The organism is Methylobacter luteus IMV-B-3098 (assembly GCF_000427625.1).
Taxonomy (GTDB): domain Bacteria; phylum Pseudomonadota; class Gammaproteobacteria; order Methylococcales; family Methylomonadaceae; genus Methylobacter; species Methylobacter luteus.
In genome coordinates, this window is record NZ_KE386569.1 from 215,924 (window position 1) to 237,261 (window position 21,338).

Annotated in this window: 19 protein-coding genes; 18 read left to right on the forward strand and 1 reads right to left on the reverse strand. The window is 50.8% G+C overall.

Annotation, left to right across the window (positions count from 1 at the left end):
* Nucleotides 1-105 precede the first annotated feature (105 nt).
* From METLU_RS0103010 to METLU_RS0103095, 18 genes are all read left to right on the forward strand, one after another.
* Nucleotides 106-1,116, forward strand: a complete 1,011-nt coding sequence (locus METLU_RS0103010; protein ID WP_027156941.1) for an isocitrate/isopropylmalate dehydrogenase family protein — start codon at nt 106-108, stop codon at nt 1,114-1,116.
* A 26-nt stretch (nt 1,117-1,142) separates the two neighbouring features.
* Nucleotides 1,143-1,775 carry a 5-formyltetrahydrofolate cyclo-ligase gene (locus METLU_RS0103015; RefSeq protein WP_407939052.1) on the forward strand — a complete coding sequence of 211 codons (633 nt, stop codon included), beginning with the start codon at nt 1,143-1,145 and terminating at the stop codon, nt 1,773-1,775.
* Nucleotides 1,775-2,929 (forward strand): type III PLP-dependent enzyme domain-containing protein, encoded by a 1,155-nt coding sequence (locus tag METLU_RS0103020; RefSeq protein WP_036242808.1) that lies wholly within the window; start codon nt 1,775-1,777, stop codon nt 2,927-2,929. The genes METLU_RS0103015 and METLU_RS0103020 overlap by 1 nt, the downstream gene beginning before the upstream one ends.
* 90 nt (nt 2,930-3,019) lie before the next feature.
* Nucleotides 3,020-4,012 (forward strand): zinc-dependent alcohol dehydrogenase family protein, encoded by a 993-nt coding sequence (locus METLU_RS0103025; protein WP_027156944.1) that lies wholly within the window; start codon nt 3,020-3,022, stop codon nt 4,010-4,012.
* 322 nt (nt 4,013-4,334) lie between these two features.
* On the forward strand, nt 4,335-6,146 hold the full coding sequence (locus METLU_RS0103030) for an EAL domain-containing protein (protein WP_027156945.1): 1,812 nt from the start codon (nt 4,335-4,337) through the stop codon (nt 6,144-6,146).
* 161 nt (nt 6,147-6,307) lie between these two features.
* Entirely contained in the window at nt 6,308-8,647 is a 2,340-nt protein-coding gene (gene mrcB / locus METLU_RS0103035; protein ID WP_027156946.1) for a penicillin-binding protein 1B, read from the forward strand.
* Between the two features lie 12 nt (nt 8,648-8,659).
* Nucleotides 8,660-9,289 carry an outer membrane lipoprotein chaperone LolA gene (gene lolA, locus METLU_RS0103040; RefSeq protein ID WP_027156947.1) on the forward strand — a complete coding sequence of 210 codons (630 nt, stop codon included), beginning with the start codon at nt 8,660-8,662 and terminating at the stop codon, nt 9,287-9,289.
* A gap of 57 nt (nt 9,290-9,346) precedes the next feature.
* Nucleotides 9,347-10,651, forward strand: a complete 1,305-nt coding sequence (locus METLU_RS0103045; RefSeq protein ID WP_027156948.1) for a replication-associated recombination protein A — start codon at nt 9,347-9,349, stop codon at nt 10,649-10,651.
* A 300-nt stretch (nt 10,652-10,951) separates the two neighbouring features.
* Complete coding sequence (gene accA, locus METLU_RS0103050) at nt 10,952-11,917, forward strand: acetyl-CoA carboxylase carboxyl transferase subunit alpha (RefSeq protein ID WP_027156949.1); 966 nt, start codon at nt 10,952-10,954, stop codon at nt 11,915-11,917.
* A 68-nt stretch (nt 11,918-11,985) separates the two neighbouring features.
* Nucleotides 11,986-13,305 carry a tRNA lysidine(34) synthetase TilS gene (gene tilS / locus METLU_RS0103055; RefSeq protein ID WP_027156950.1) on the forward strand — a complete coding sequence of 440 codons (1,320 nt, stop codon included), beginning with the start codon at nt 11,986-11,988 and terminating at the stop codon, nt 13,303-13,305.
* A 142-nt stretch (nt 13,306-13,447) separates the two neighbouring features.
* Entirely contained in the window at nt 13,448-15,082 is a 1,635-nt protein-coding gene (locus METLU_RS0103060) for a CTP synthase (RefSeq protein ID WP_027156951.1), read from the forward strand.
* A complete protein-coding gene (gene kdsA / locus METLU_RS0103065) occupies nt 15,079-15,912 on the forward strand; it encodes a 3-deoxy-8-phosphooctulonate synthase (protein ID WP_027156952.1) in 834 nt (277 codons plus the stop codon). The genes METLU_RS0103060 and kdsA overlap by 4 nt, the downstream gene beginning before the upstream one ends.
* A 19-nt stretch (nt 15,913-15,931) precedes the next feature.
* On the forward strand, nt 15,932-17,212 hold the full coding sequence (eno, locus tag METLU_RS0103070) for a phosphopyruvate hydratase (RefSeq protein ID WP_027156953.1): 1,281 nt from the start codon (nt 15,932-15,934) through the stop codon (nt 17,210-17,212).
* A 69-nt stretch (nt 17,213-17,281) separates the two neighbouring features.
* Nucleotides 17,282-17,551 carry a cell division protein FtsB gene (gene ftsB, locus METLU_RS0103075; RefSeq protein ID WP_027156954.1) on the forward strand — a complete coding sequence of 90 codons (270 nt, stop codon included), beginning with the start codon at nt 17,282-17,284 and terminating at the stop codon, nt 17,549-17,551.
* Nucleotides 17,552-17,621: 70 nt separating this feature from the next.
* Nucleotides 17,622-18,314 (forward strand): 2-C-methyl-D-erythritol 4-phosphate cytidylyltransferase, encoded by a 693-nt coding sequence (gene ispD, locus METLU_RS0103080; RefSeq protein WP_027156955.1) that lies wholly within the window; start codon nt 17,622-17,624, stop codon nt 18,312-18,314.
* Nucleotides 18,311-18,784: a 2-C-methyl-D-erythritol 2,4-cyclodiphosphate synthase gene (gene ispF, locus METLU_RS0103085; protein WP_027156956.1), complete on the forward strand. Its 474-nt coding sequence runs from the start codon at nt 18,311-18,313 to the stop codon at nt 18,782-18,784. The genes ispD and ispF overlap by 4 nt, the downstream gene beginning before the upstream one ends.
* Nucleotides 18,785-18,842: 58 nt before the next feature.
* The gene (truD, locus tag METLU_RS0103090) at nt 18,843-19,871 is read left to right on the forward strand and encodes a tRNA pseudouridine(13) synthase TruD (RefSeq protein ID WP_027156957.1); all 1,029 of its coding nucleotides are present in this window, start codon (nt 18,843-18,845) and stop codon (nt 19,869-19,871) included.
* A gap of 13 nt (nt 19,872-19,884) precedes the next feature.
* Nucleotides 19,885-20,712 carry an undecaprenyl-diphosphate phosphatase gene (locus METLU_RS0103095; RefSeq protein ID WP_027156958.1) on the forward strand — a complete coding sequence of 276 codons (828 nt, stop codon included), beginning with the start codon at nt 19,885-19,887 and terminating at the stop codon, nt 20,710-20,712.
* Here the strand turns inward: METLU_RS0103095 and METLU_RS0103100 are convergent.
* Nucleotides 20,709-21,275 carry a Smr/MutS family protein gene (locus METLU_RS0103100; protein ID WP_027156959.1) on the reverse strand — a complete coding sequence of 189 codons (567 nt, stop codon included), beginning with the start codon at nt 21,273-21,275 and terminating at the stop codon, nt 20,709-20,711. The genes METLU_RS0103095 and METLU_RS0103100 overlap by 4 nt on opposite strands.
* Nucleotides 21,276-21,338 lie beyond the last annotated feature (63 nt).

Consider the following 21,338-nt stretch of genomic DNA (forward strand, 5'->3'; position numbering starts at 1 on the left):
ATAAAAGAAAAAATTGCAGAATAACACTGTCCTCGGCTTTTTGGATTTTAAAAAATCGTTGAATCTGTGTATTATCAAGGCAATTTTATTTTTTCGGAGAAATGAATGCACAACGTTACGTTGATCAAAGGTGATGGTATCGGTCCTTCCATTATGGAGGCTGCGGTCAAGATTATTGATGCGTCCGGCGCCAAGATAAACTGGGAAGAGGCCGATGCGGGCATGGCCGCGTTTGATAAACACGGCACGCCGATTCCTGATGCAACTCTGGCCTCGATTGAAAAAAATCGCGTGGCTTTCAAAGGGCCTCTGACGACACCGGTCGGCAAGGGTTTCAGAAGCATCAACGTCGCCTTGCGTCAGCAATATGATCTTTATGCCAATGTCCGTCCGGCCAAAACATGGAAAGGCGCGCAAACCCGTTTTGACAATGTCGATATCGTCGTCGTCAGGGAAAATACGGAAGGTTTGTATGCCGGTTTGGAGCACTTCCTGACACCCAAAAAAGACATAGCCGAAAGTCTGGCGGTCGTGACGCGTCAGGGCTCGGAACGTATTGTTGAGTATGCTTTTAAATATGCACGTGAAAACGGCCGCAAAAAAGTCACGATTTGTCATAAAGCCAATATTTTGAAGTACACGTCGGGTTTGTTTCTGGATGTTGCCAGGGAAGTCGCGGCGCGCTATCCAGACATCGAATGCGACGAAAAGATTGTCGACGCCATCTGTATGCATATGGTCATGGACCCGTCTCAGTTCGATGTGGTCGTGACGACCAATATGTTCGGAGACATTCTCTCCGATCTGACGGCCGGTTTGGTTGGTGGCCTGGGGTTGATTCCGGGTGCCAATATCGGTAGCGATGCGGCATTGTTTGAAGCGGTGCACGGCAGTGCGCCGGATATCGCCGGCAAAAACATCGCGAACCCGACCGCTGTGATCATGGCGGGCGTTATGATGCTGAACTATCTGGGTGAACACGAAGCTGCGAATCGTATTAAGGCTGCGACCGAAAAAGTCATCAGCGATGGCGAATTTGTCACGCCGGATTTGAACCGGAACTCAAAGGCCGGCACTACTGAAATGCGCGATGCCATTATTGCGGCCATGCAATAAATCCTTAATTGCGCAAGGGCGGCCTGATGGTCGTCCCTGCTAGTCTTATGATGAATGATCTGAAAGCCCAGCAACGCCGCAAGGCTTACGATGCACGCAACGCACAGGCGGACAAGGATACGGTCAGCCGGATCATTTGCGATCAAATCACGGCGCACCCGGCTTATCGTCAGGCCGAAACCGTGATGTGGTACATCCACTGCCGGTCAGAAGCCAGGACCGGGCCGACCTTGTTACAGGAAATCCCGACCGATAAACGTATCGTCATTCCCTACTGTACCAAAGATGAGCAAGGCTATAACAAATTGGGCCTATGGCGGCTGGAAGACTTTGCCGAATTAGTGCCCGGCATGTGGGGGATTCTTGAGCCGCCCTGGCAAAGATGGGGCGAGGCCGGCAAGGAAATCGCACCGGAACAGCTCGATTGCATTATTGTGCCGGGCGTGGCTTTCGACCGTCATGGCGGACGCCTCGGCAACGGCGCCGGTTATTATGATCGTTTATTGCGATGCGCCAGAGCCGATGCCGTGTTGCTCGGTGCGTGTTACGAATCTCAATTACTGGATCGGGTCGCCATGGAATCTCATGATGTAGCCATGGATTTTGTGATTACGGAAAAAGCGATTTATAAAGGTCTCGGCCGGCCGTTTTCAAGCTGATGGATTTGCAGTCGCTAAAAAACAGCGTTACTTCCTCGCCGGCTTTTGTCGTGGATGCAACCGAGGTCACTAATACCTTGAAAGTATTGGAGGAGCTGCGCAATCAGTGCGGCTGCAAGGTTTTATATTCGATCAAGGCCCTGCCTTTTTCCTCTGTGCTTGAGCTGGCAAAACCTTTCGTTGACGGTTTTTCGGTCAGTTCCCTGTTTGAAGCGCGCCTAGCCGATGAAATTCTGGCGGGGCAGGGTAGCATCCATCTGACTACACCCGGCATCAGGCCCGATGAACTCGATGATATTGCAAGCCTGTGCACGCACATCAGCTTTAACTCTTTGAATCAGTATCAGCGTTTTGGCGATGCTGCCAAGGCTAAAGCTTCGGTCGGTTTAAGGCTGAATCCCAAGTTGTCCTTCCTTGATGACAAGCGTTTCGATCCGTGCCGGCCGTTTTCAAAACTGGGCGTCGATATCGATGAATTGTGCCGCTCGACCTGCCTTGACCAGATCAACGGGCTGCACTTTCATACTATTTTTTCAGCAACGGATTTCACGCCGTTGATTAAAACGATAGAAAAACTTCAGTCTCGTTTGGGGTCAAGATTCGCTAGTCTCAAATGGTTGAATCTGGGGGGCGGCTATCTGTTTAACCGGATCGAAGATCACAGCCGATTTATTGATATGGTTCGCCGGCTGAAAAGCGATTTCGGCATTGACGTCTATATCGAGCCGGGCAAGGCGGTGATCGGACAGGCAGGACATCTGATCGCCACCGTGATCGATACATTCATCAGCGATGACAAAACCATCGTCGTACTCGATACGTCAGTTAATCATAACCCGGAAGTGTTCGAATATCAGCGCCAGCCTGAACTGCACGAGCATGAGCCAGAGGGCGCCTATGCGGCTGTCTTGGCGGGTTGCACCTGTCTGGCCGGCGATATATTCGGCGAATATCGGTTCAATAAGCCGTTGAAGATGGGCGATCGCGTGGTTTTCAAACATATCGGAGCCTACAGCCTGATTAAAGCCAACCGGTTTAACGGCCACAATCTGCCTGATGTCTATGAGGTATCGTCGGAAAAAGTCACTTTATTAAAGCACTATGACTATGCAGATTACCGCGGCCAGTGGGTTAGGGACGAGACTGTATCATAGGCAACTTGTTGGAAGAAATCAGTGTCAGTAACCGAAACAGGCACACGGTAATGGTTTTTAAAGTTCAAATTAAGCAATGGAGTTATAACGATGAAAGCAGTATTAATGACTGAAAAAGGCGGGCCTGAAGTTCTGCAGTTACAGGACATAGCGGAACCCGAAATAACTCACCCGGCTCAGGTAAAAGTCCGTCTTAAAGCAGCCGGCATCAATCCCATCGATACCAAGGTGAGGGCCAACGGGCTCTTTTACAAGGATGCGCTGCCTGCCGTACTGGGTTGCGATGGCGCCGGCACTATCGTTGCCGTAGGCGATGACGTTACGCATTACAAGGCCGGCGATGAAGTATGGTTTTGCAATGGCGGCCTGGGAAAGGAGCAAGGCAATTACGCCGAATATACGGTTGTCGACAGCCGCTGGGTGGCTTTGAAACCTAAAACCATCTCTTTTACCGAAGCGGCGGCCCTGCCGCTGGTGTTGATTACGGCCTGGGGCGCCCTGTTCGAGCGCGGCGGTTTGCAGTCGGGGCAGACAGTTCTGATCCATGCCGGCGCCGGCGGCGTAGGGCATGTAGCCATACAGTTGGCGAAGCAAAAAGGCGCCCGCGTCATCACGACAGTCAGTTCCAAAGAAAAAGCCGATGTTGTACGCGGTTTGAGTGCTGATGACGTTATTTTTTACCGGGAAGAGAATGTGCTGGACCGCGTCAACGGTCTGACTGAAGGAAATGGCGCTGATCTGGTTTTCGATACGGTCGGTCCTGATGTTTTTAAATCCAGCATAGAGGCGACGGCCCATTTCGGCGCTATCGTGACATTGCTGGATCCCGGCATGATCAGTCTGGCCGAGGCCCGCATGCGCAATTTGAAGATCGGTTTTGAATTGATGCTGGCGCCCATGTTAAGGGAGCTTGACGCCGCGCGCGCGAAACATGTGGAGATTTTAAAACAATGCGCCGAACTGATCGAACAGGGTGATTTAAAGGTCAATGTCAGTCATGTATTAAGACTCGATCAGGCGGCCGATGCGCATAAATTACTAGCGGAAGGGCATATGATGGGAAAGATTGTGCTGGAAATGTGACCGGCTGACCTCAATCAGGCAAGGACCAAAGCCGAACAGATTTATACATTGATAATCACCGGCTAAATCGCGGGTATGTCAGTTATAAATAACTGCGGGTGTAACTGAGAAAAGTCATGGGAATTTAAGGTTTCTTATTTATACTGAAAAAAAGTTAATTTAAGGTTTCTTATTTATACTGAGAAAAGTCATTGATTTTTCAAGTTTTACATTAACGATAGTTAAGCTTTTCAATTATTTCAATTCGCCTTAACTTCATCCGGAAGTGTATAGAATGTTTTAAATACTAGAAAAGTTAACTCCTTGTTAAGGCAGGTCAAAGATGTTGAACAGCTTACAAAAACAAAAAAAGATTATTATTGCTGATGCTGAACCTGACTCAAGAGTTGAAACAATAGAATATCTACAAGCGCGAGGATTTCATAATCTGGCTGTCGCTGCCGACGGCAATCAGATTTATGAAATGCTGCGCGCCTATCAACATGACCCCGAGCTCCTGGGGTTGGTCATCATTGATGAAAAATTGCCCCATTGCCAGATTAAGGAATTGTGTGAATTCCTGTCGCATGAGGATGAAGGGATTTTTTTGCCGTTTATTGTGCTCGTCAATGAGCAGTCAAAGAACAAAACGCCGGCATTGGAAAGCGAATGTCAGCGCTATGAGCTTGTCCGTCCATACTTGTCTGCCGAATTGCTTATGCTGGTTGAGTTTCTTTTGGTGTTAAAAGACGAGCGGTTTCTGCGTTACAAGCAGAAAGAGGAATTGATTAGCCAGTTGGCCGCACGCAAGTTGCTCGATGCGAAATTAGAATATCTGGTTGTTCATGATGATCTGACCGGCTTGTTGAATCGGCGCAATCTTGAGCAGCATCTTTATCTGGTGCTGCATGAACAGGTCAAATTCCGGCAAAATGGTGTGTTACTGTTTATCGATCTGGACAGGTTCGGACTGATCAATGATCTGGAAGGATTTGATGCCGCTGACAGGCTGCTGATTGAAGTGGTTGCCGTTATCAAAAGGGCGATTCAGGCAAAAGGCCTGTTCGCCCGGGTCGGATCGGACGAGTTATGTTTGTATTTGGAAAATTCGACCTTCGATAACGCGAGGGTTGTTGCGGAGCATATCTGTAAAAGACTGGATGAGTTTCGCTTTGCAATAGGCAATGTCTGTTACCACATTACGGCTTCAATTGGCATCGCTTCGTTAAAATCCTCCAAAACCGTCAAGCATCCCGGCGAGCTGATATCCAGAGCCCATCAGGCTTGCGCGATAGCCAAGAGCAAAGGCCGTAACAGAGTATGGCAGTATTGCGAAGACGATCAGGCTTTCAAGGAAAGGCAGCGCGATATTCATTGGTTGCCCTTAATTCGGGACGCCTTGTTAAATGACAGATTCTTTCTTGTTTTTCAGCCTGTGGTAGGTTTATTCGACGGCGAAATATCCCATTATGAAGTCTTGATCAGAATGAGGGATGGTGACGAGTGCGTGATTGATCCGGGTGAATTTATTCCGGTGGCGGAAAGAATGGGGTTAATTCATGGCATTGACGCTTGGGTGGTCGATAAGGCCATAGATTTTTTAACTTCACTGCCTCAGGAATTCTCACATATAAAGCTGGCAATAAATTTATCTTGCATGGCCTTTCAGGATGATTCGATCGCCGCTTTTATTCGGCAAAAACTGGATAGGTCATGGGTCAGCGGCGACCGTCTTACGTTCGAAATCACTGAGACGGCGGCAGTAGGCAATTTCGAGCAGACTCTGTCTACGATTAATCAGATCCGGGCATTAGGATGTCATATTGCCCTGGATGATTTCGGCGCCGGTTTTTGCTCGTTTAATTATTTGAAAATATTCCCCGCTGAGTATGTAAAAATTGACGGCCAGTTTATACAGAATCTGGTCAATGACGAAACTGACCAGATGCTGGTGCGCTCAATGCAGCAGATTGCCAGAAAACTGGGCAAGAAAACCATTGCCGAATATGTCGAATGTCCTCAAACGATTAAAATTCTGAGGGAAATCGGTATCAATTACGGTCAAGGCAGTATTTTTGGCAAGCCCCTTGAGCAACTTTCGGCCCAGAGCGCCTTTCGGACTCATGCTCTGACTGAGTCCCAATGTTTTAGCTGATTCCATTTAATCGTTTTTTAAAAGCCAGCCTGTATTATTCATTTATCGTTCACTTTATCCAGATAGATTAAGGGTTGCTGATTCAGGTAATCCTACTTTATGTATAATAAGGAACGCTGTCAGGGATGATAATTATAAAATAATGAACGTTGTAAGAGGCTATGGTAGAAAAAACAAAAAAGCGCGCGGTCCGATATGTCCAGAAAAAAACGGCGAAAAGACCCGCTTCTCATTGGTTTAGAAAGACAGTCTGGATTTTTATCGCGGGATTCTCATTTGTTCTGCTGAGCTATTTGGGCTACCTGGATTACAACGTACGCAAGCAGTTTGAAGGTAATCGCTGGGCAATTCCCGCCCGGGTTTATGCCAGCCCCGTTGAGCTTTATGCCGGCTATGGCCTTTCCGCGGCAAAGTTTGAGAATTTATTGCAGACCTTGCATTATCGTAAGGATGCCCAATTATCATCGGAGGGCACGTATTTCAGACAGGGACCGTATGTCAGCGTGAAAACCCGTAATTTCACCTTTTGGGATCAGCAACAGCCACCCAGCCTCTTGCGTCTGAGTTTTACCGATTCGGGCATAGCCAATATCGTCGACCTGACACAATCGAAAGAAGTGGCCATCGTGCGCATGGACCCCGTGCAAATCGGCAGCTTTTATCCTACTATCAAGGAAGACCGGATCCTGATCAAATGGCAGGACGCGCCCGATGCGCTGATTAAAGGCTTGCTGGCGACCGAAGATCGGGATTTTTACAATCATTTCGGCATTTCACTGAAGGGTATCGCCAGAGCCATGTGGGCTAATGTCCGCGCCGGCGGCATCGTGCAGGGCGGCAGTACGATCACCCAGCAGCTGGTCAAAAATTTTTACCTGACGTCTGAACGCAGCCTGTGGCGTAAGGTCAATGAAGTTTTTATGTCGCTGATACTGGAAGCCCGCTTCAGTAAGAATGCGATTCTTGAAGCTTATTTGAATGAGGTTTTTCTTGGTCAGGATGGTGGCAGTGCTGTGCATGGTTTTGCCTTGGCCAGTGAGTTTTATTTTGGCAGCAGTTTAAAGGATCTGCCATTGGAGCAGGTTGCCTCGCTGGTATCCCTGGTCCGTGGGCCTTCTTATTATGATCCCCGGCGCTACCCTGAACGTGCTTTGCAACGACGCAATCTGGTCCTGGATGAGATGGCGGCGGAAGCCTATATTAGCGCCGACCAAGCGGCTGAGGCGAAAGCAAAACCGCTGAATGTGGTTGAGCGCACGCACCGCTCGGCAAACCGCTATCCCGCCTTTCTTGACTTGGTCAAACGGCAACTGAAACAGGAATACCGCGAGGAAGATTTAACGTCCGAGGGCTTGGCTATTTTTACGACCCTGGATACCTTGGTTCAGGATACGCTGGAGCAATCCGTTACGGCCAAGTTAAAACAGTTGGAAAAACTGCCTAAAGCCAAGAAGCTTGAAACGGCGGTTGTCGTGACGCGCAGGGACAGCGGTGAAATTGCCGCTCTGACCGGTGGCCGGGAAAACTCGGCGGCAGGATTTAACCGCGCGCTGGATGCGGTCCGGCCGATCGGATCCTTGATCAAGCCGGTCATTTACCTGACGGCGCTGGAGTATCCGGACAGATACACGATTACGACGCCGATCAGCGACACAGCCATTCATATCAAAAGCGGTGACGGCAAGGTCTGGGAACCTAAAAACTACGACCATAGAGAACACGGCAATGTCGGTCTGCACACTGCCCTGGCGCATTCGTACAATCTGGCGACAGTGCGCATAGGCATGGATGTGGGGGTTGCCAGGACGGTCAAGACATTAAGAAACATGGGCGTTACGCGGCCTGTTGACCTGTTTCCGTCATTCCTGCTGGGCGCCGCGGAATTAACGCCGATGGAAGTCACGCAAATGTATCAAACGCTGGCCGGCGATGGTTTTTCAACACCGTTGCGGGGCATCAGGGCCGTGGTCGCGGCCAATGGCGAGCGTCTGCAAAGCTATCCGTTTACGGTTAGGCAGGCAGTCGACCCCGCCGCTACCTACATCGTCAATACGATGCTGCAGGAAGTGATGCGCGAAGGTACGGGGCGCGCAGCCTATTCGGTGTTCCCGGGCGATTATGGCCTGGTCGGCAAGACCGGTACGACCAATGATTCCAAAGATAGCTGGTTTGCTGGCTACAGCGGCGATTATTTATCCGTAGTCTGGGTGGGACGCGATGATAATAAGCCAATCGGCCTGACAGGCTCAACCGGAGCGCTTCAGGTTTGGACCTCGATGATGCGGCAGATTTCAACGCAGCCTGTGAACCTGATTCCGCCGGACAATATCAAAATGGCCTGGGTTGATCCTTACAGCGGCTTGCTGGCGAATGAAGCTTGCGAGGGCGCACGGGAATATCCTTATATTGTCGGTTCGGCCCCGATTGAATATGCAGCCTGCGCGGAAACTGCGCCGGCTGATGGGGTTAATACTTTTTTCAATAATCTTTTTCCGCAATAAGTTAGAGCATCTATGAATAAAATGAATTATTTACGTCTGATTTGGCTGTTGTTGGCCTTTGTTAGCGGTGCCAGTTATGCGGAAGACAGGCCTGTACGGGAACTGAAAGCATTCCTGAGCGCCACAAGGACATTGACGGCCGATTTTAAACAGGTGTTGATCAACGAAGCCGGCGATCCGGTGCAGACCAGTTACGGTATGTTTTATCTGCAGCGGCCCGGCAAATTTCGCTGGGATTATAAAAAGCCCATTCAGCAGCAAATTGTATCCAGTTCCGGAAAAGTCTGGTTTTACGACCCGGACCTGGAACAAGTCACGGTTAAAAAACTCGATCAATCGCTGGGCTCCACGCCGGCTTTATTGTTAAGCGGCGAGGTGTCTCTGGAGGATAACTTTACGATGGAGCAACAGGGCGAGGATGAAGGCCTGCTCTGGGTAAAATTGGTGCCTAAAAATGAGGAAAGCGGTTTCAAATATGTCCTGATTGGCCTGAGCAACGGTTCGCTGGGCGGCATGGAGTTAAGCGATAATTTTGGCCAGCTGACGCGCATTTATTTTTCCAATGTTGCGATCAATCGTGAAATCAAGCAGGATCTGTTTCAATTCAACGCGCCTAAAGGTGCCGATGTTTTCTCTGAATAATCAAGAAGACCGGTGCAAAGTTAATTGCTTTAGTTCTTCATCTTTTCCTGTCTCTATATGTTTGACGACTTGACCAAACCTTTGGCCGACAGGGTGCGGCCGAGATCATTAGAGGAATATGTCGGCCAGCAGCATGTTTTGAAGCCCGGCAAGCCCTTGTATGAAGCCATCGCTACAGGCAAGCTGCATTCGATGATCTTCTGGGGGCCTCCGGGCACGGGCAAAACAACGCTGGCTCGGCTTATCGCTCATCATTCCGATGCCGAATTCATGCCTATTTCCGCCGTATTGGCCGGCGTCAAGGAAATCCGCGCGGCCGTTGGCGAAGCCCAAAGAATTCAGCAGCAACAGCACAGGCGCACTATTTTGTTCGTCGATGAAGTGCACCGCTTCAACAAGGCGCAGCAGGACGCTTTCCTGCCGCATGTGGAGGATGGCACTGTCTATTTCGTCGGCGCGACGACTGAAAATCCGTCCTTTGCGCTCAATAATGCGTTATTGTCACGGGCTCGCGTTTATGTGCTCAATGCCTTGACACCCGAGGATCTGCTGGGCGTACTGAACAAGGCATTAACCGATACGGAACGGGGATTGGGCAGTCTGGCTATCGAAATGGACGATAAGGTTAAACGACAATTTGCCGAAGCGGCCGATGGCGATGCCAGAAGGTTGCTGAATCTGCTTGAAATCGCCGTGGAGCTTGCCGCCGCCAATGACAGTCGCATGATTGATGAGAAAATAGCCAAGGAAGTGCTGACCGGCGGCGTGCGGCGGTTCGATAATCAGGGCGAGGAGTTTTACAACCAGATTTCAGCCTTGCATAAATCGGTGCGCGGCAGTTCTCCTGATGCCTCGCTTTACTGGCTCTGCCGCATGATCGACGCCGGCTGCGACCTGACTTACCTGGCCAGGCGCATCGTCAGAATGGCTTCGGAAGATATCGGCAATGCCGATCCCCGGGCTCTGCAGATTGCTGTTAATGCCTGGGAAACGCAGGAGCGGCTAGGCAGTCCCGAAGGCGAGCTGGCATTGGCCCAGGCCGTCGTTTATCTGGCCTGCGCGCCTAAAAGCAACGCCGTTTACATGGCTTATAACGCGGCCATGCGCGATGCCAAACAAAGCGGCAGCCTGGGGGTGCCGGTGCATTTGCGCAACGCGCCGACCAAATTGATGAAAGCGCTTGATTACGGCAAGGAATACCGTTACGCGCATGACGAGCCGGAAGCCTATGCGGCAGGGGAGAATTATTTTCCCGATGAGCTGGCAGGGACGCAATATTACCAGCCGGTCGACAGAGGGCTGGAAATTAAAATCAAGGAAAAACTGAAGCATTTGAAAGAGCTCGACAGGCGCGCAAAGTGACCTTGTTTTTGTGCTTCATACATGTCAATTTTAGGCATGGCACTGTAAAGAACACTGGATTTGTAGACTGGGTTGGTAAACCCAGCATTTCGAAGCTGCCTATGCTGGGTTTACCAACCCAGTCTACCTAAGCTACTTAAGTCCCATAAAAGCCATGAAGTCATTTTTCTGCTGCGTTGAAGTGAATTATATTTTTTGACGAAATGCCGGACTTCTTTAAACAAACGGGAAATTTTTTAGAATTAAATATGTTTTTTCTATAAAATTCCCTTTTTCAGCAATATTAACAGCCAAGTCTCCATGGATCTAAAATTCCTCGATTTTGAACAACCCATCGCTGAGTTAGAAGCGAAAATTGAAGAACTCCGCAATGTGGAGTTTGACAACAATATCAATATTTCAGAAGCGCTTAAGCAGCTCGAAGAAAAAAGTTTCGCATTGACCGAGTCGATTTTCTCTGATCTTTCCGACTGGCAAATTTCCCAATTATCAAGACATCCCGGCCGTCCGTACACGCTGGATTATATCGAGCATATGTTTACCGATTTCCACGAACTGCATGGCGATCGCGCGTATGCCGATGATCCCGCTATCGTTTGCGGTCTGGCCAGACTGGAAGGTCAGCCTGTGATGGTTATAGGTCATCAGAAAGGCCGCGACACGAAGGAAAAGATCTACCGCAATTTCGGCATGCCGCGGCCTGAAGGTTACCGCAAGGCGCTGCGGGTCATGAAAATGGCCGAGCGTTTTAAAATGCCGATCATTTGCCTGATCGACACTCCGGGCGCTTATCCGGGCATCGGCGCCGAGGAACGCGGCCAGAGTGAGGCTATCGCCAGAAACCTGTTCGAAATGGCGAAACTGAGAACGCCCATTATCTGCACGATTATCGGCGAAGGCGGCTCCGGCGGGGCCTTGGCAATCGGTGTCGGCGATCGGCTGATCATGCTCGAATACAGCACATATTCGGTTATTTCACCGGAAGGTTGCGCATCCATTCTATGGAAAAGCGCTGATAAATCGCAATTGGCAGCGGAAGCGATGGGCATTACTTCCGACCGTATTCGCGAGCAGGGTTTCCTGGATGAGGTGGTCAGGGAGCCATTAGGCGGCGGACATAGAAATTTTCAGACCATTGCCTTGAATTTAAGGGAAGCGCTGATTCGCCATATGGATGAATTAAAGCGGCAATCCATTGAGGAAATGCTGGAAAATCGTTATCAGCGGATTATGAGCTTCGGCGCCTTTATCGAGGAAGGCCGCTAAATTCCGGCTTATCAATCCGATCTTCAGGCCGGCTTTTGCCGGCCTTTTGTTTTTTCGGGCTACACGGCATGCTGTCATCATCAATCATCGAATCGGCGCTGGATCAGATTAAACCGGCCTCACATCTTTATGTCGCCTACAGCGGTGGTGTCGATTCTCATGTTTTGCTGCATTTATGCGCATCGATAACAGGTCTCAGCGGTAAAATAACGGCGGTCTATGTCCATCATGGCCTGCAGGCGGAAGCCGATGCCTGGGCTACGCATTGCAGCAGAACGGCCAAAACGCTCGGTGTCGGTTTTAAAGCGCAGTATGTCAATGCCGTTGCCATGCCTGGAGAAAGTCCCGAGGAAGCGGCAAGAAACGCGCGTTATGATGCGTTAAAAGCCCTGGTAGGGGCTAATGACATTCTGCTGGTGGCCCAGCACAGGGAAGATCAGCTTGAAACGGTGCTGCTGCAGTTGTTTCGCGGCAGCGGCCTGCGCGGGTTGTCCGGCATGCCCGAACGCATGGCTTTTGGGCGGGGCGTGATACTCAGGCCATTGCTGAATATATCCAAGCAGGCGATAAGGCGTTATGCCGAAACGCACAAGCTAAACTGGGTGGACGATCCCAGCAATCTGTATAACGATTACGACCGCAATTTCCTGCGCAATGCCATCGTGCCGTTAATCAAACAACGCTGGCCGGCCTGCGATAAAACGGTTGCCCGTTCGGCCAGGCATTGCGCTGATGCGCAGGCCGTGATCTCGGTTATCGCCGATGATTTGTTCCATGCCGTTTTCAATGAAGACGATAAAACGTTGTCGATCAGCCAGTTGCAGCGATTAAATAAACCCAGGCAGCAACTGGTCATCCGGCATTGGTTCCAGATGCTGGGCTTGAAAATGCCGGCTCAGGGTTTTGTTGAGCGGATTTTGAGTCAGATTGTTGCGGCAAGAGCGGGGAGTGATCCCGTGCTGTCCGGGCAGGGATACAACATCCGGCGCTACCGCGACAGGCTGTATTGTCTGAAGCAAGCGCCAAAACAGGCGTTGCAGGATATCAATTGGCCTGCCGGGCAAACTTCGCTGAAGATGGTCGATGATCAGCATTGGCTTTGTTTGCCCTCATCGACCGGCATATTGCGCGAGCGGTGGCTGACTGCCAATGTGGTTGTCAGATTTCGACGCGGCGGCGAAAAAATGCTGTTGCCGGGCCGTAAAGGCCGTCATGCACTTAAAAACCTGTTCCAGGAGGAGGGTGTTCCACCGTGGGAGCGAGAGGTCATGCCATTGGTTTATCTGGATGGCAAACTCGCGGCTGTTGGCGATAAATGGATCAGCGCCGAATTTTATAGTGAAAAAACAGATGCCTGCATCAGGCTATGCAGGCAAAAACAAGAATAAAACCTGAAAGACAATGACGAATTTCGCATTGTCGATTAAAATGGGCATGTTTTACGCCATCCATGGATGGGGAAATAGGGCGGTGCAGGGAGCAATTGCCGGCATAACTTCATCAGTTATCATCTGAAGTCTAAAATTCTACATGACAAAATACATTTTCATTACCGGCGGCGTCGTATCATCTCTTGGCAAGGGTATTGCGGCTTCTTCGCTGGCGGCTATTCTTGAGGCCCGCGGCCTTAAAGTCACCATGACCAAACTGGACCCTTACATCAATGTGGATCCGGGCACGATGAGTCCTTTTCAGCATGGCGAGGTGTTCGTTACCGAGGACGGCGCCGAAACGGACCTGGATTTGGGCCATTACGAACGGTTTCTTAAAACCACAATGGCCAAGAAGAATAATTTCACGACCGGCCAGATTTACGAGAGCGTGTTGCGTCGGGAGCGTAAAGGCGAATATCTGGGCGCGACGGTTCAGGTCATTCCGCATATCACCGATGAAATAAAACGCCGGGTTTATCAAAGCGCCGAAGGCATGGACGTGGCCCTGATTGAAGTCGGCGGCACGGTCGGCGATATTGAGTCGCTGCCTTTTCTGGAGGCCATCCGTCAGCTGCGCGTTGAGTTGGGTGCTGACAGATCGCTGTTCATTCATTTAACGCTGGTTCCGTATATCCGTTCCGCCGGCGAAATCAAAACCAAGCCGACCCAGCATTCGGTCAAGGAATTGCGCACTATCGGCATCCAGCCCGATATTCTGATCTGCCGTTCCGAACAGCCGGTGCCGATCAGCGAACGGCGCAAGATCGCCTTGTTTACCAATGTCGAGGAAAAAGCGGTTATCACGGCTGTCGATGCCGATTCGATCTACCGTATCCCGCTGATGCTGCATGAACAGGGGCTGGACGATATCGTCGTGCATAAACTGAGGCTGGATGTGCCGCCGGCCGATTTGACCGAATGGCAAAATGTGGTTGAAGCGCTGGCTCACCCGACCGATGAGGTCAATATCGCCATCGTCGGCAAATATGTCGATCATACCGATGCCTATAAATCGCTGAATGAAGCCTTGATTCACGCCGGCATCCGTACGCGCCATAAGGTCAACATCCATTATATCGATTCGGAAATCATTGAAGACGAAGGCGTATCACGGCTGAAAAACGTCGATGCGATTCTGGTGCCGGGCGGCTTCGGTGAGCGCGGTGTGGAAGGCAAAATCGCTACGGTCAGATACGCACGTGAAAACAAGATTCCTTATCTGGGCATTTGCTTAGGCATGCAGGTTGCCGTGATCGAGTATGCACGCGACGTGGCCGGCCTTGAAGGCGCACACAGTACGGAATTCCTGCCGAAGTCACCGCACCCCGTTATCGGCTTGATTACCGAATGGATGGATGAAGGCGGCCAGATCGAAATACGCAGCGAAAACTCCGATTTAGGCGGAACCATGCGCCTGGGCGGGCAGCAATGCTTGTTGCAACCCGACTCACTGGCTTTTCAGCTCTATCAGAAAGATGTGATTACCGAAAGACATCGCCATCGTTATGAGTTTAACAATCAGTATTTTGAGAAACTCGAAAAGGCCGGCCTGCGCTTCTCCGGCAAATCGATCGACGGCCGTCTGGTCGAAGTCATTGAAATTCCGGATCATCCGTGGTTCCTGGCTTGCCAGTTCCATCCCGAATTCACGTCAACGCCCAGAAAAGGCCATCCGTTGTTTTCCGGGTTTGTCTCTGCCGCGGCCAAGCATAAAAAGGAAACCGTAAAATGAAATTATGCCATTTTGAAGCCGGTCTCGATCAGCCGTTTTTTCTGATCGCCGGCACCTGTGTCATCGAAAGCGAACAAATGGCATTGGATACGGCGGGCTATCTCAAGGAAGTCACGTCGGCATTGAACATTCCGTTTATTTATAAGTCATCCTTCGACAAGGCCAACCGTTCCTCACATGAAAGTTATCGCGGGCCCGGCGTGGAACGGGGGCTGAAAATCCTGGAAAAGGTCAAGCAGCAAATCCGCGTGCCGGTATTGACCGATGTGCACGAAGACACGCCGCTGGCGGAAGTGGCGTCGGTTGTCGATGTCATGCAGACGCCGGCCTTTTTATGCCGGCAAACCAATTTCATTCAGGACGTGGCAAGGCAGGGCATTCCGGTCAATATCAAGAAGGGCCAGTTTCTGGCTCCCTGGGATATGATCCATGTGGCCAATAAGGCCAAGGCGACAGGCAATCAGCAAATCATGGTTTGCGAGCGCGGCGTGTCATTCGGATACAATAATCTGGTGTCCGACATGCGCTCATTGGCCGTCATGAGAGATACCGGTTGTCCCGTCGTTTACGACGCGACGCATTCAGTGCAGTTGCCGGGCGGGCAAGGCACGTCCTCCGGCGGGCAGCGTGAATTTGTGCCGGTACTGGCAAGAGCGGCCATGGCCGTCGGCATCGCCGGACTGTTCATGGAAACCCATCCGAATCCGGCGGAAGCGTTGAGTGATGGCCCGAATTCCTGGCCGTTGCACAGAATGAAAGAATTATTGGAAACATTAGCCACGATAGATCGGGCCGTTAAGTCAACCCATCTAATAGAAACCACCATATAACAATAAAGGAGTCATCAGCATGGCCAAAATAGTCGATATTCGCGCTAGAGAAATTCTTGATTCGCGAGGTAATCCAACTGTCGAAGCGGATGTTGTTTTAGCTTCCGGCGTGACAGGCAGTGCCATGGTGCCTTCCGGCGCATCAACGGGTGAACGCGAAGCGATAGAATTGCGCGACGGCGATAAAAGCCGTTATTTGGGCAAAGGCGTATTGAAGGCCGTAGCCAATGTCAATACCGAAATTCGCGCCGCGATTATCGGCATGGATGCGGACGACCAGGCAGGCATCGATCAAAAAATGCTTGAACTGGATGGCACCGACAATAAAGGCCGTTTAGGCGCCAATGCCATTCTGTCCGTCTCCATGGCGGCTGCCCATGCGGCGGCCAGGGAAGCCGGCGCGCCTTTATATCGTCATTTGAATAAGAGCGGCGAGTTCATCATGCCGGTGCCGATGATGAATATCATCAACGGCGGCTCGCATGCCGATAACAGCGTCGATCTGCAGGAGTTCATGATTTTGCCGGTAGGCGCGCCTTCCTTCCGCGAAGCGATTCGTTACGGCGCCGAAGTGTTCCATCATCTGAAAAAAGTATTGACGGCGAAAGGCTTGGCCACGACGGTCGGCGACGAAGGCGGATTCGCGCCGAACCTCAGCTCCAACGAAGAAGCGATTGCCATTATCATTGAAGCGATAGAAACGGCCGGTTACAAGCCGGGCGTTGACATCTGCCTGGGCCTGGATGCGGCCAGCTCCGAATATTTCAAAAACGGCCGCTATGAACTGTCGGCGGAAGGCAAAAGCTTCGACTCGGCGCAAATGACTGACTTTTTCATGGATTGGGTCAAAAAATACCCGATTATCTCGATTGAAGATGGCTTGGATCAAAACGATTGGGTCGGCTGGAAAGTGCTGACTGAAAAATTAGGCGGCCAGATCCAGTTGGTCGGCGATGACCTGTTTGTCACCAATCCGGCAACCCTGAGAGAAGGCATCGACAAAAATATCGCCAATTCCATTCTGATTAAACTCAATCAGATTGGTACGCTATCAGAGACGTTGGACGCGATCAACACCGCGCAGGTCGGCGGTTACTCGGCGGTTGTCTCGCACCGTTCCGGCGAAACCGAAGACACCACGATTGCCGACCTGGCCGTGGCAACCGGTACCGGGCAAATCAAGACTGGATCTTTAAGCCGTTCCGATCGTGTTGCCAAATACAATCGTCTGATGAAAATTGAGGATGAACTGGGCGGCCTGGCCAAATACGCGGGACGCAGCGCGTTCAGGATGCTGTAGTTCAGGTGGATTTTGGAATGATACAGGGCGGCTTATCAGCCGCCCGCTATCCGTTCCGAGGGTGAGCCAATAAAAAGTCTTATCATAATTATCATTTTGCTGATCATTCATCTTCAATACCGCTTATGGTATGGCGATGGCAGCATTCGGGAAATTCATGCGTATCAACAGCGTCTTGATGAGCTGAAGGAACAAGTGGAGGAGAAAAAAGCGCGCAACGAAGCGCTTTACGCCGAGGTGCTGGACTTGAGAAAAGGGCAGGCGGCCATAGAGGAAAGGGCCCGGTATGAGTTAGGTATGATTAAGGAAGATGAGACGTTCTTCCAGGTTTTGGAATAATAATTCCATTATAGTAGTAGGCTTGAATGCGCCCGGCCTAAATAAAATCCTATCGTTCGACTAGTAATAAATGACCGAAACTACAAAATTCTGGGGTATTGTACCTGCGGCCGGCGTCGGCAAGCGTATGCAGTCCAACAGGCCCAAGCAATACCTTGAACTGGCCGGCAAAACCGTGATCGAGCAAGCGTTGTCGCGTTTGCTGCAAGCCGATGTTTTTGAAGCTATCGCGGTCGCCATCTCCAGAGAAGATCCTTATTGGCCGCAATTGCCAATAGCGAAGCATGAGAAAATTCTGACCGCGGCCGGCGGCAAAGAGCGGGCTGATTCAGTGCTTTCGGCATTGAGATCGATAAACGGTAAAGCATCGGATAATGATTGGGTTCTGGTGCATGATGCGGCCCGGCCTTGTATCACGGCTTCCGATATTCATCATCTGATCGCCTGCCTGATCCATGATGAAGTGGGCGGCATACTGGCTCTGTCTTCGCACGACACCTTAAAAAACGTACAGGACGGCCGTATTGATGGCACACTGGACAGAAACCATATCTGGCGAGCGCTGACGCCGCAAATGTTCCGTTACGGCATGTTAAAAAGCGCATTGGAGGAGGCTGAAGGCAATCCGGCTATTACCGATGAAGCCAGTGCGCTGGAGTTGAAAGGGCTAAAGCCGAAAATCGTCGAAGGCCGCCCGGACAATATAAAGATCACGCGGCCGGAAGATTTACCTTTAGCACAATTTTATATGGAACAACAATGATCAGAGTTGGACAAGGCTATGACGTACATCGCTTTAAAGAAGGCGGAGACGTCATTTTAGGCGGCGTAAAAATAGATTATGAAAAAGGACTGGAAGCGCATTCCGACGGCGATGTCGTGCTGCATGCGTTAAGCGATGCCCTGCTGGGCGCGGCGGCACTGGGCGATATCGGCAAGCATTTTCCCGATACCGATCCCGAATTTAAAGGCGCCGACAGCCGAGTGCTGCTGCGGCATGTTTACAGCATTGTGCAGGAAAAAGGCTACAGTCTGGTCAATGCCGATATCACAATTATCGCTCAGGCGCCCAAAATGGCGCCCTACATCAGCGCGATGTGCCGCAATATCGCCGATGATCTGAAGGTCGATGTCGATTGCGTCAATGTCAAGGCGACCACGACGGAAAAGCTCGGTTTTGAAGGGCGCAAAGAGGGCATAGCCGTTCAGGCTGTCGTGTTGATAGAAAAATGATAGTGATGGCGAAGCAGGAAATCATGCGGCTATCAAACCTCAATAAGCCGAGCCGAACTTGACGCAATTGATTGAAATACCTGAATGGCCCTGTGTTTATGGCGGGGCTGCCGGCCGTGGCAAAATTCGCACAGCACCGGAAGACTTTACCGTCGACGAACATCTTTCCTTTGAGCCGGCAGGCGCCGGCGAGCATGTGTTTCTGCGCATAGAAAAAAAGGATGAAAATACCGAATACGTAGCCAGGCAATTGGCCCGGTTTGCCAATGTCAGGCAGCGCGATGTCAGCTATGCCGGCCTGAAAGACCGCCATGCCGTCACGACGCAATGGTTCAGCGTCTGGCTGCCGGGCAAGGAAGATCCTGACTGGACGCAGTTTGAATCCGATAACGTCAAGGTTCTTGAGGCAGTTCGTCATGCCAAAAAGTTAAAACGCGGCGTGTTGTCCGGCAACAGTTTCAAGATCATCGTGCGGGAGTGGCAGGGCGATCAGGAACAAGCCATTGCCCGGCTGGAATCCATCAAAGCAGGCGGCATTGCCAATTATTTCGGTTCCCAGCGTTTCGGTCATGAAGGTCGCAATGTCAGCAAGGCTCTGGCGCTGTTTCAGGGCATGAAAGTCAAGCGCGAGCAACGCAGCATTTATTTATCGGCAGCTCGATCTTACCTGTTCAATCAGATTCTGGCCTATCGAATCACTCAGCAAAACTGGAATCAGGCTGTTGCCGGCGATACTTATGTGTTCGACCGATCGCATAGCTGTTTCAAATCGGATCTGCCCGATCAGGACATCATACGGCGGCTGCAGGCTAAAGAAATACACCCAACCGGCGCTTTATGGGGCAAAGGTGAACCGGGTGCATCGGCCGATGCCCTGGCGATCGAGCAAGCCATTGCCGACAAGTACGAAGACCTGGCTCAGGGCTTGATCCATGCCGATGTGGAAAGCGACCGGCGCGCGCTACGGGTGAATGTCCAGCATCTGCAGTGGCAATTTATCAACGACCAGGCGCTGGCGCTGAGTTTTACCTTACCGGCCGGCAGTTACGCGACGGCGGTATTACGCGAAATCATCGAAGAAGTATAAACAGAGAAACTCAATGGATTTAATACTCGCTTTAAAAGCTTTTACCATGGGCATCGTTGAAGGCCTGACCGAATTTCTGCCTATTTCCAGCACGGGGCATTTGATCCTGGCTGGCGATTTACTGGGTTTTAATGATGAAACCGGCAAGGTTTTTGAAATTGTGATCCAGACAGGCGCCATTCTGGCGATCTGCTGGGAATACCGGGTCAAGATCGGCGCGACTGTCTCAGGATTGTTGAAATGGCAACCCGATGCGCTCAAATTCACTGTCAATCTGGCGATTGCCTTTTTACCGCTGGCGATCCTGGGCTTGTTATTCGGCAGCCTGATTAAGGCGCATCTGTTTAAGCCGATTCCTGTCGCGTCGGCATTCATTATCGGCGCATTTATCATTTTCTGGGCGGAAAAAAGGGAGCATAAAATCCGCATTCATGAAGTTGAGGATTTAACCATGCTGGATGCTTTAAAGCTCGGCTTTGCGCAAGCCCTGGCACTGATTCCGGGCACGTCCCGCTCCGGGTCGACGATTATTGGCGGCTTGTTATTCGGCTTGTCGCGTAAGGCGTCGACCGAGTTTTCTTTCTTTTTGGCCATACCGACTTTAATTATCGCCAGCATTTACGATTTATATAAGCACCACGAATTGCTGCACAGCACGGACTTGCCAGTATTTGCCGTCGGCTTGGTCGCGGCTTTTTTCAGCGCTTTGTTAGCCGTACGCGCCTTGCTTCGCTATATCAGCCATCATGATTTTACTGCGTTTGCCTGGTACAGGATCGTGTTTGGTGTGCTGGTTATCGGCACCGCCTATAGCGGGCTCGTGCAATGGACCGTGGATTAAAAGAACTCGTTATCGTTGCGGTATTTCTCGGCGACGTGCAATAGCACAAAAACCGCGCCGGCGCCGCCGTCCTTGGGCGGCGCCGAGCAAAAAGCCTGAACGTCCTTATGCTGCCTGAGCCATAGGTTAAGGTTGTTTTTCAGGATAGGATGATTGTCAGGCGAGCGATAGCCCTTACCGTGCACGATATGGACGCAGCGGCAACCGTCCTCCACGCACATGTGCAGGAATCTGAGCAATTGGCGCTTGGCTTCATTACTGCTCAGTCCGTGCAGATCGATTTCGGCATCGAGGCCGAAATAGCCGCGGCGCAGTTTCTTTAAGATGTTTTTTTGCAGACCGGGCGAAATAAAACTCAGCGTGTCTTCAAGGCTCACGCTTTCAATATCAGTTTCAGTCGTATCGACTAAATAGTCCTCCATGTCGACAGAGGCCGGTTTGGGAAAAGGCTTGGGTTTTTTATCTTCTGTAAACAGTACCTTATCGTCCTTTACAGTCGTTACCTTTCCGACTGTTTGTCGAAATAAATGGCTGTCTTCTGGAGTGAGATTTTTTTTTACCACGAAAGCTGATTTTGTAGAGTATTGTTGCTAAGATGTGAAATTCTATAGCTTATTTTGCTTCAG

What these genes read in the sequence shown, in the direction of transcription:
- tilS (WP_027156950.1), top strand. Translation starts at nt 11,986, where the DNA reads ATGCTGTCATCATCAATCATCGAATCGGCGCTGGATCAGATTAAACCG.
- METLU_RS0103015 (WP_407939052.1), top strand. Translation starts at nt 1,143, where the DNA reads ATGGTCGTCCCTGCTAGTCTTATGATGAATGATCTGAAAGCCCAGCAA.
- mrcB (WP_027156946.1), top strand. Translation starts at nt 6,308, where the DNA reads ATGGTAGAAAAAACAAAAAAGCGCGCGGTCCGATATGTCCAGAAAAAA.
- accA (WP_027156949.1), top strand. Translation starts at nt 10,952, where the DNA reads ATGGATCTAAAATTCCTCGATTTTGAACAACCCATCGCTGAGTTAGAA.
- METLU_RS0103020 (WP_036242808.1), top strand. Translation starts at nt 1,775, where the DNA reads ATGGATTTGCAGTCGCTAAAAAACAGCGTTACTTCCTCGCCGGCTTTT.
- lolA (WP_027156947.1), top strand. Translation starts at nt 8,660, where the DNA reads ATGAATAAAATGAATTATTTACGTCTGATTTGGCTGTTGTTGGCCTTT.
- ispD (WP_027156955.1), top strand. Translation starts at nt 17,622, where the DNA reads ATGACCGAAACTACAAAATTCTGGGGTATTGTACCTGCGGCCGGCGTC.
- eno (WP_027156953.1), top strand. Translation starts at nt 15,932, where the DNA reads ATGGCCAAAATAGTCGATATTCGCGCTAGAGAAATTCTTGATTCGCGA.
- METLU_RS0103045 (WP_027156948.1), top strand. Translation starts at nt 9,347, where the DNA reads ATGTTTGACGACTTGACCAAACCTTTGGCCGACAGGGTGCGGCCGAGA.
- METLU_RS0103030 (WP_027156945.1), top strand. Translation starts at nt 4,335, where the DNA reads ATGTTGAACAGCTTACAAAAACAAAAAAAGATTATTATTGCTGATGCT.
- METLU_RS0103060 (WP_027156951.1), top strand. Translation starts at nt 13,448, where the DNA reads ATGACAAAATACATTTTCATTACCGGCGGCGTCGTATCATCTCTTGGC.
- kdsA (WP_027156952.1), top strand. Translation starts at nt 15,079, where the DNA reads ATGAAATTATGCCATTTTGAAGCCGGTCTCGATCAGCCGTTTTTTCTG.
- METLU_RS0103025 (WP_027156944.1), top strand. Translation starts at nt 3,020, where the DNA reads ATGAAAGCAGTATTAATGACTGAAAAAGGCGGGCCTGAAGTTCTGCAG.
- METLU_RS0103095 (WP_027156958.1), top strand. Translation starts at nt 19,885, where the DNA reads ATGGATTTAATACTCGCTTTAAAAGCTTTTACCATGGGCATCGTTGAA.
- METLU_RS0103010 (WP_027156941.1), top strand. Translation starts at nt 106, where the DNA reads ATGCACAACGTTACGTTGATCAAAGGTGATGGTATCGGTCCTTCCATT.
- ispF (WP_027156956.1), top strand. Translation starts at nt 18,311, where the DNA reads ATGATCAGAGTTGGACAAGGCTATGACGTACATCGCTTTAAAGAAGGC.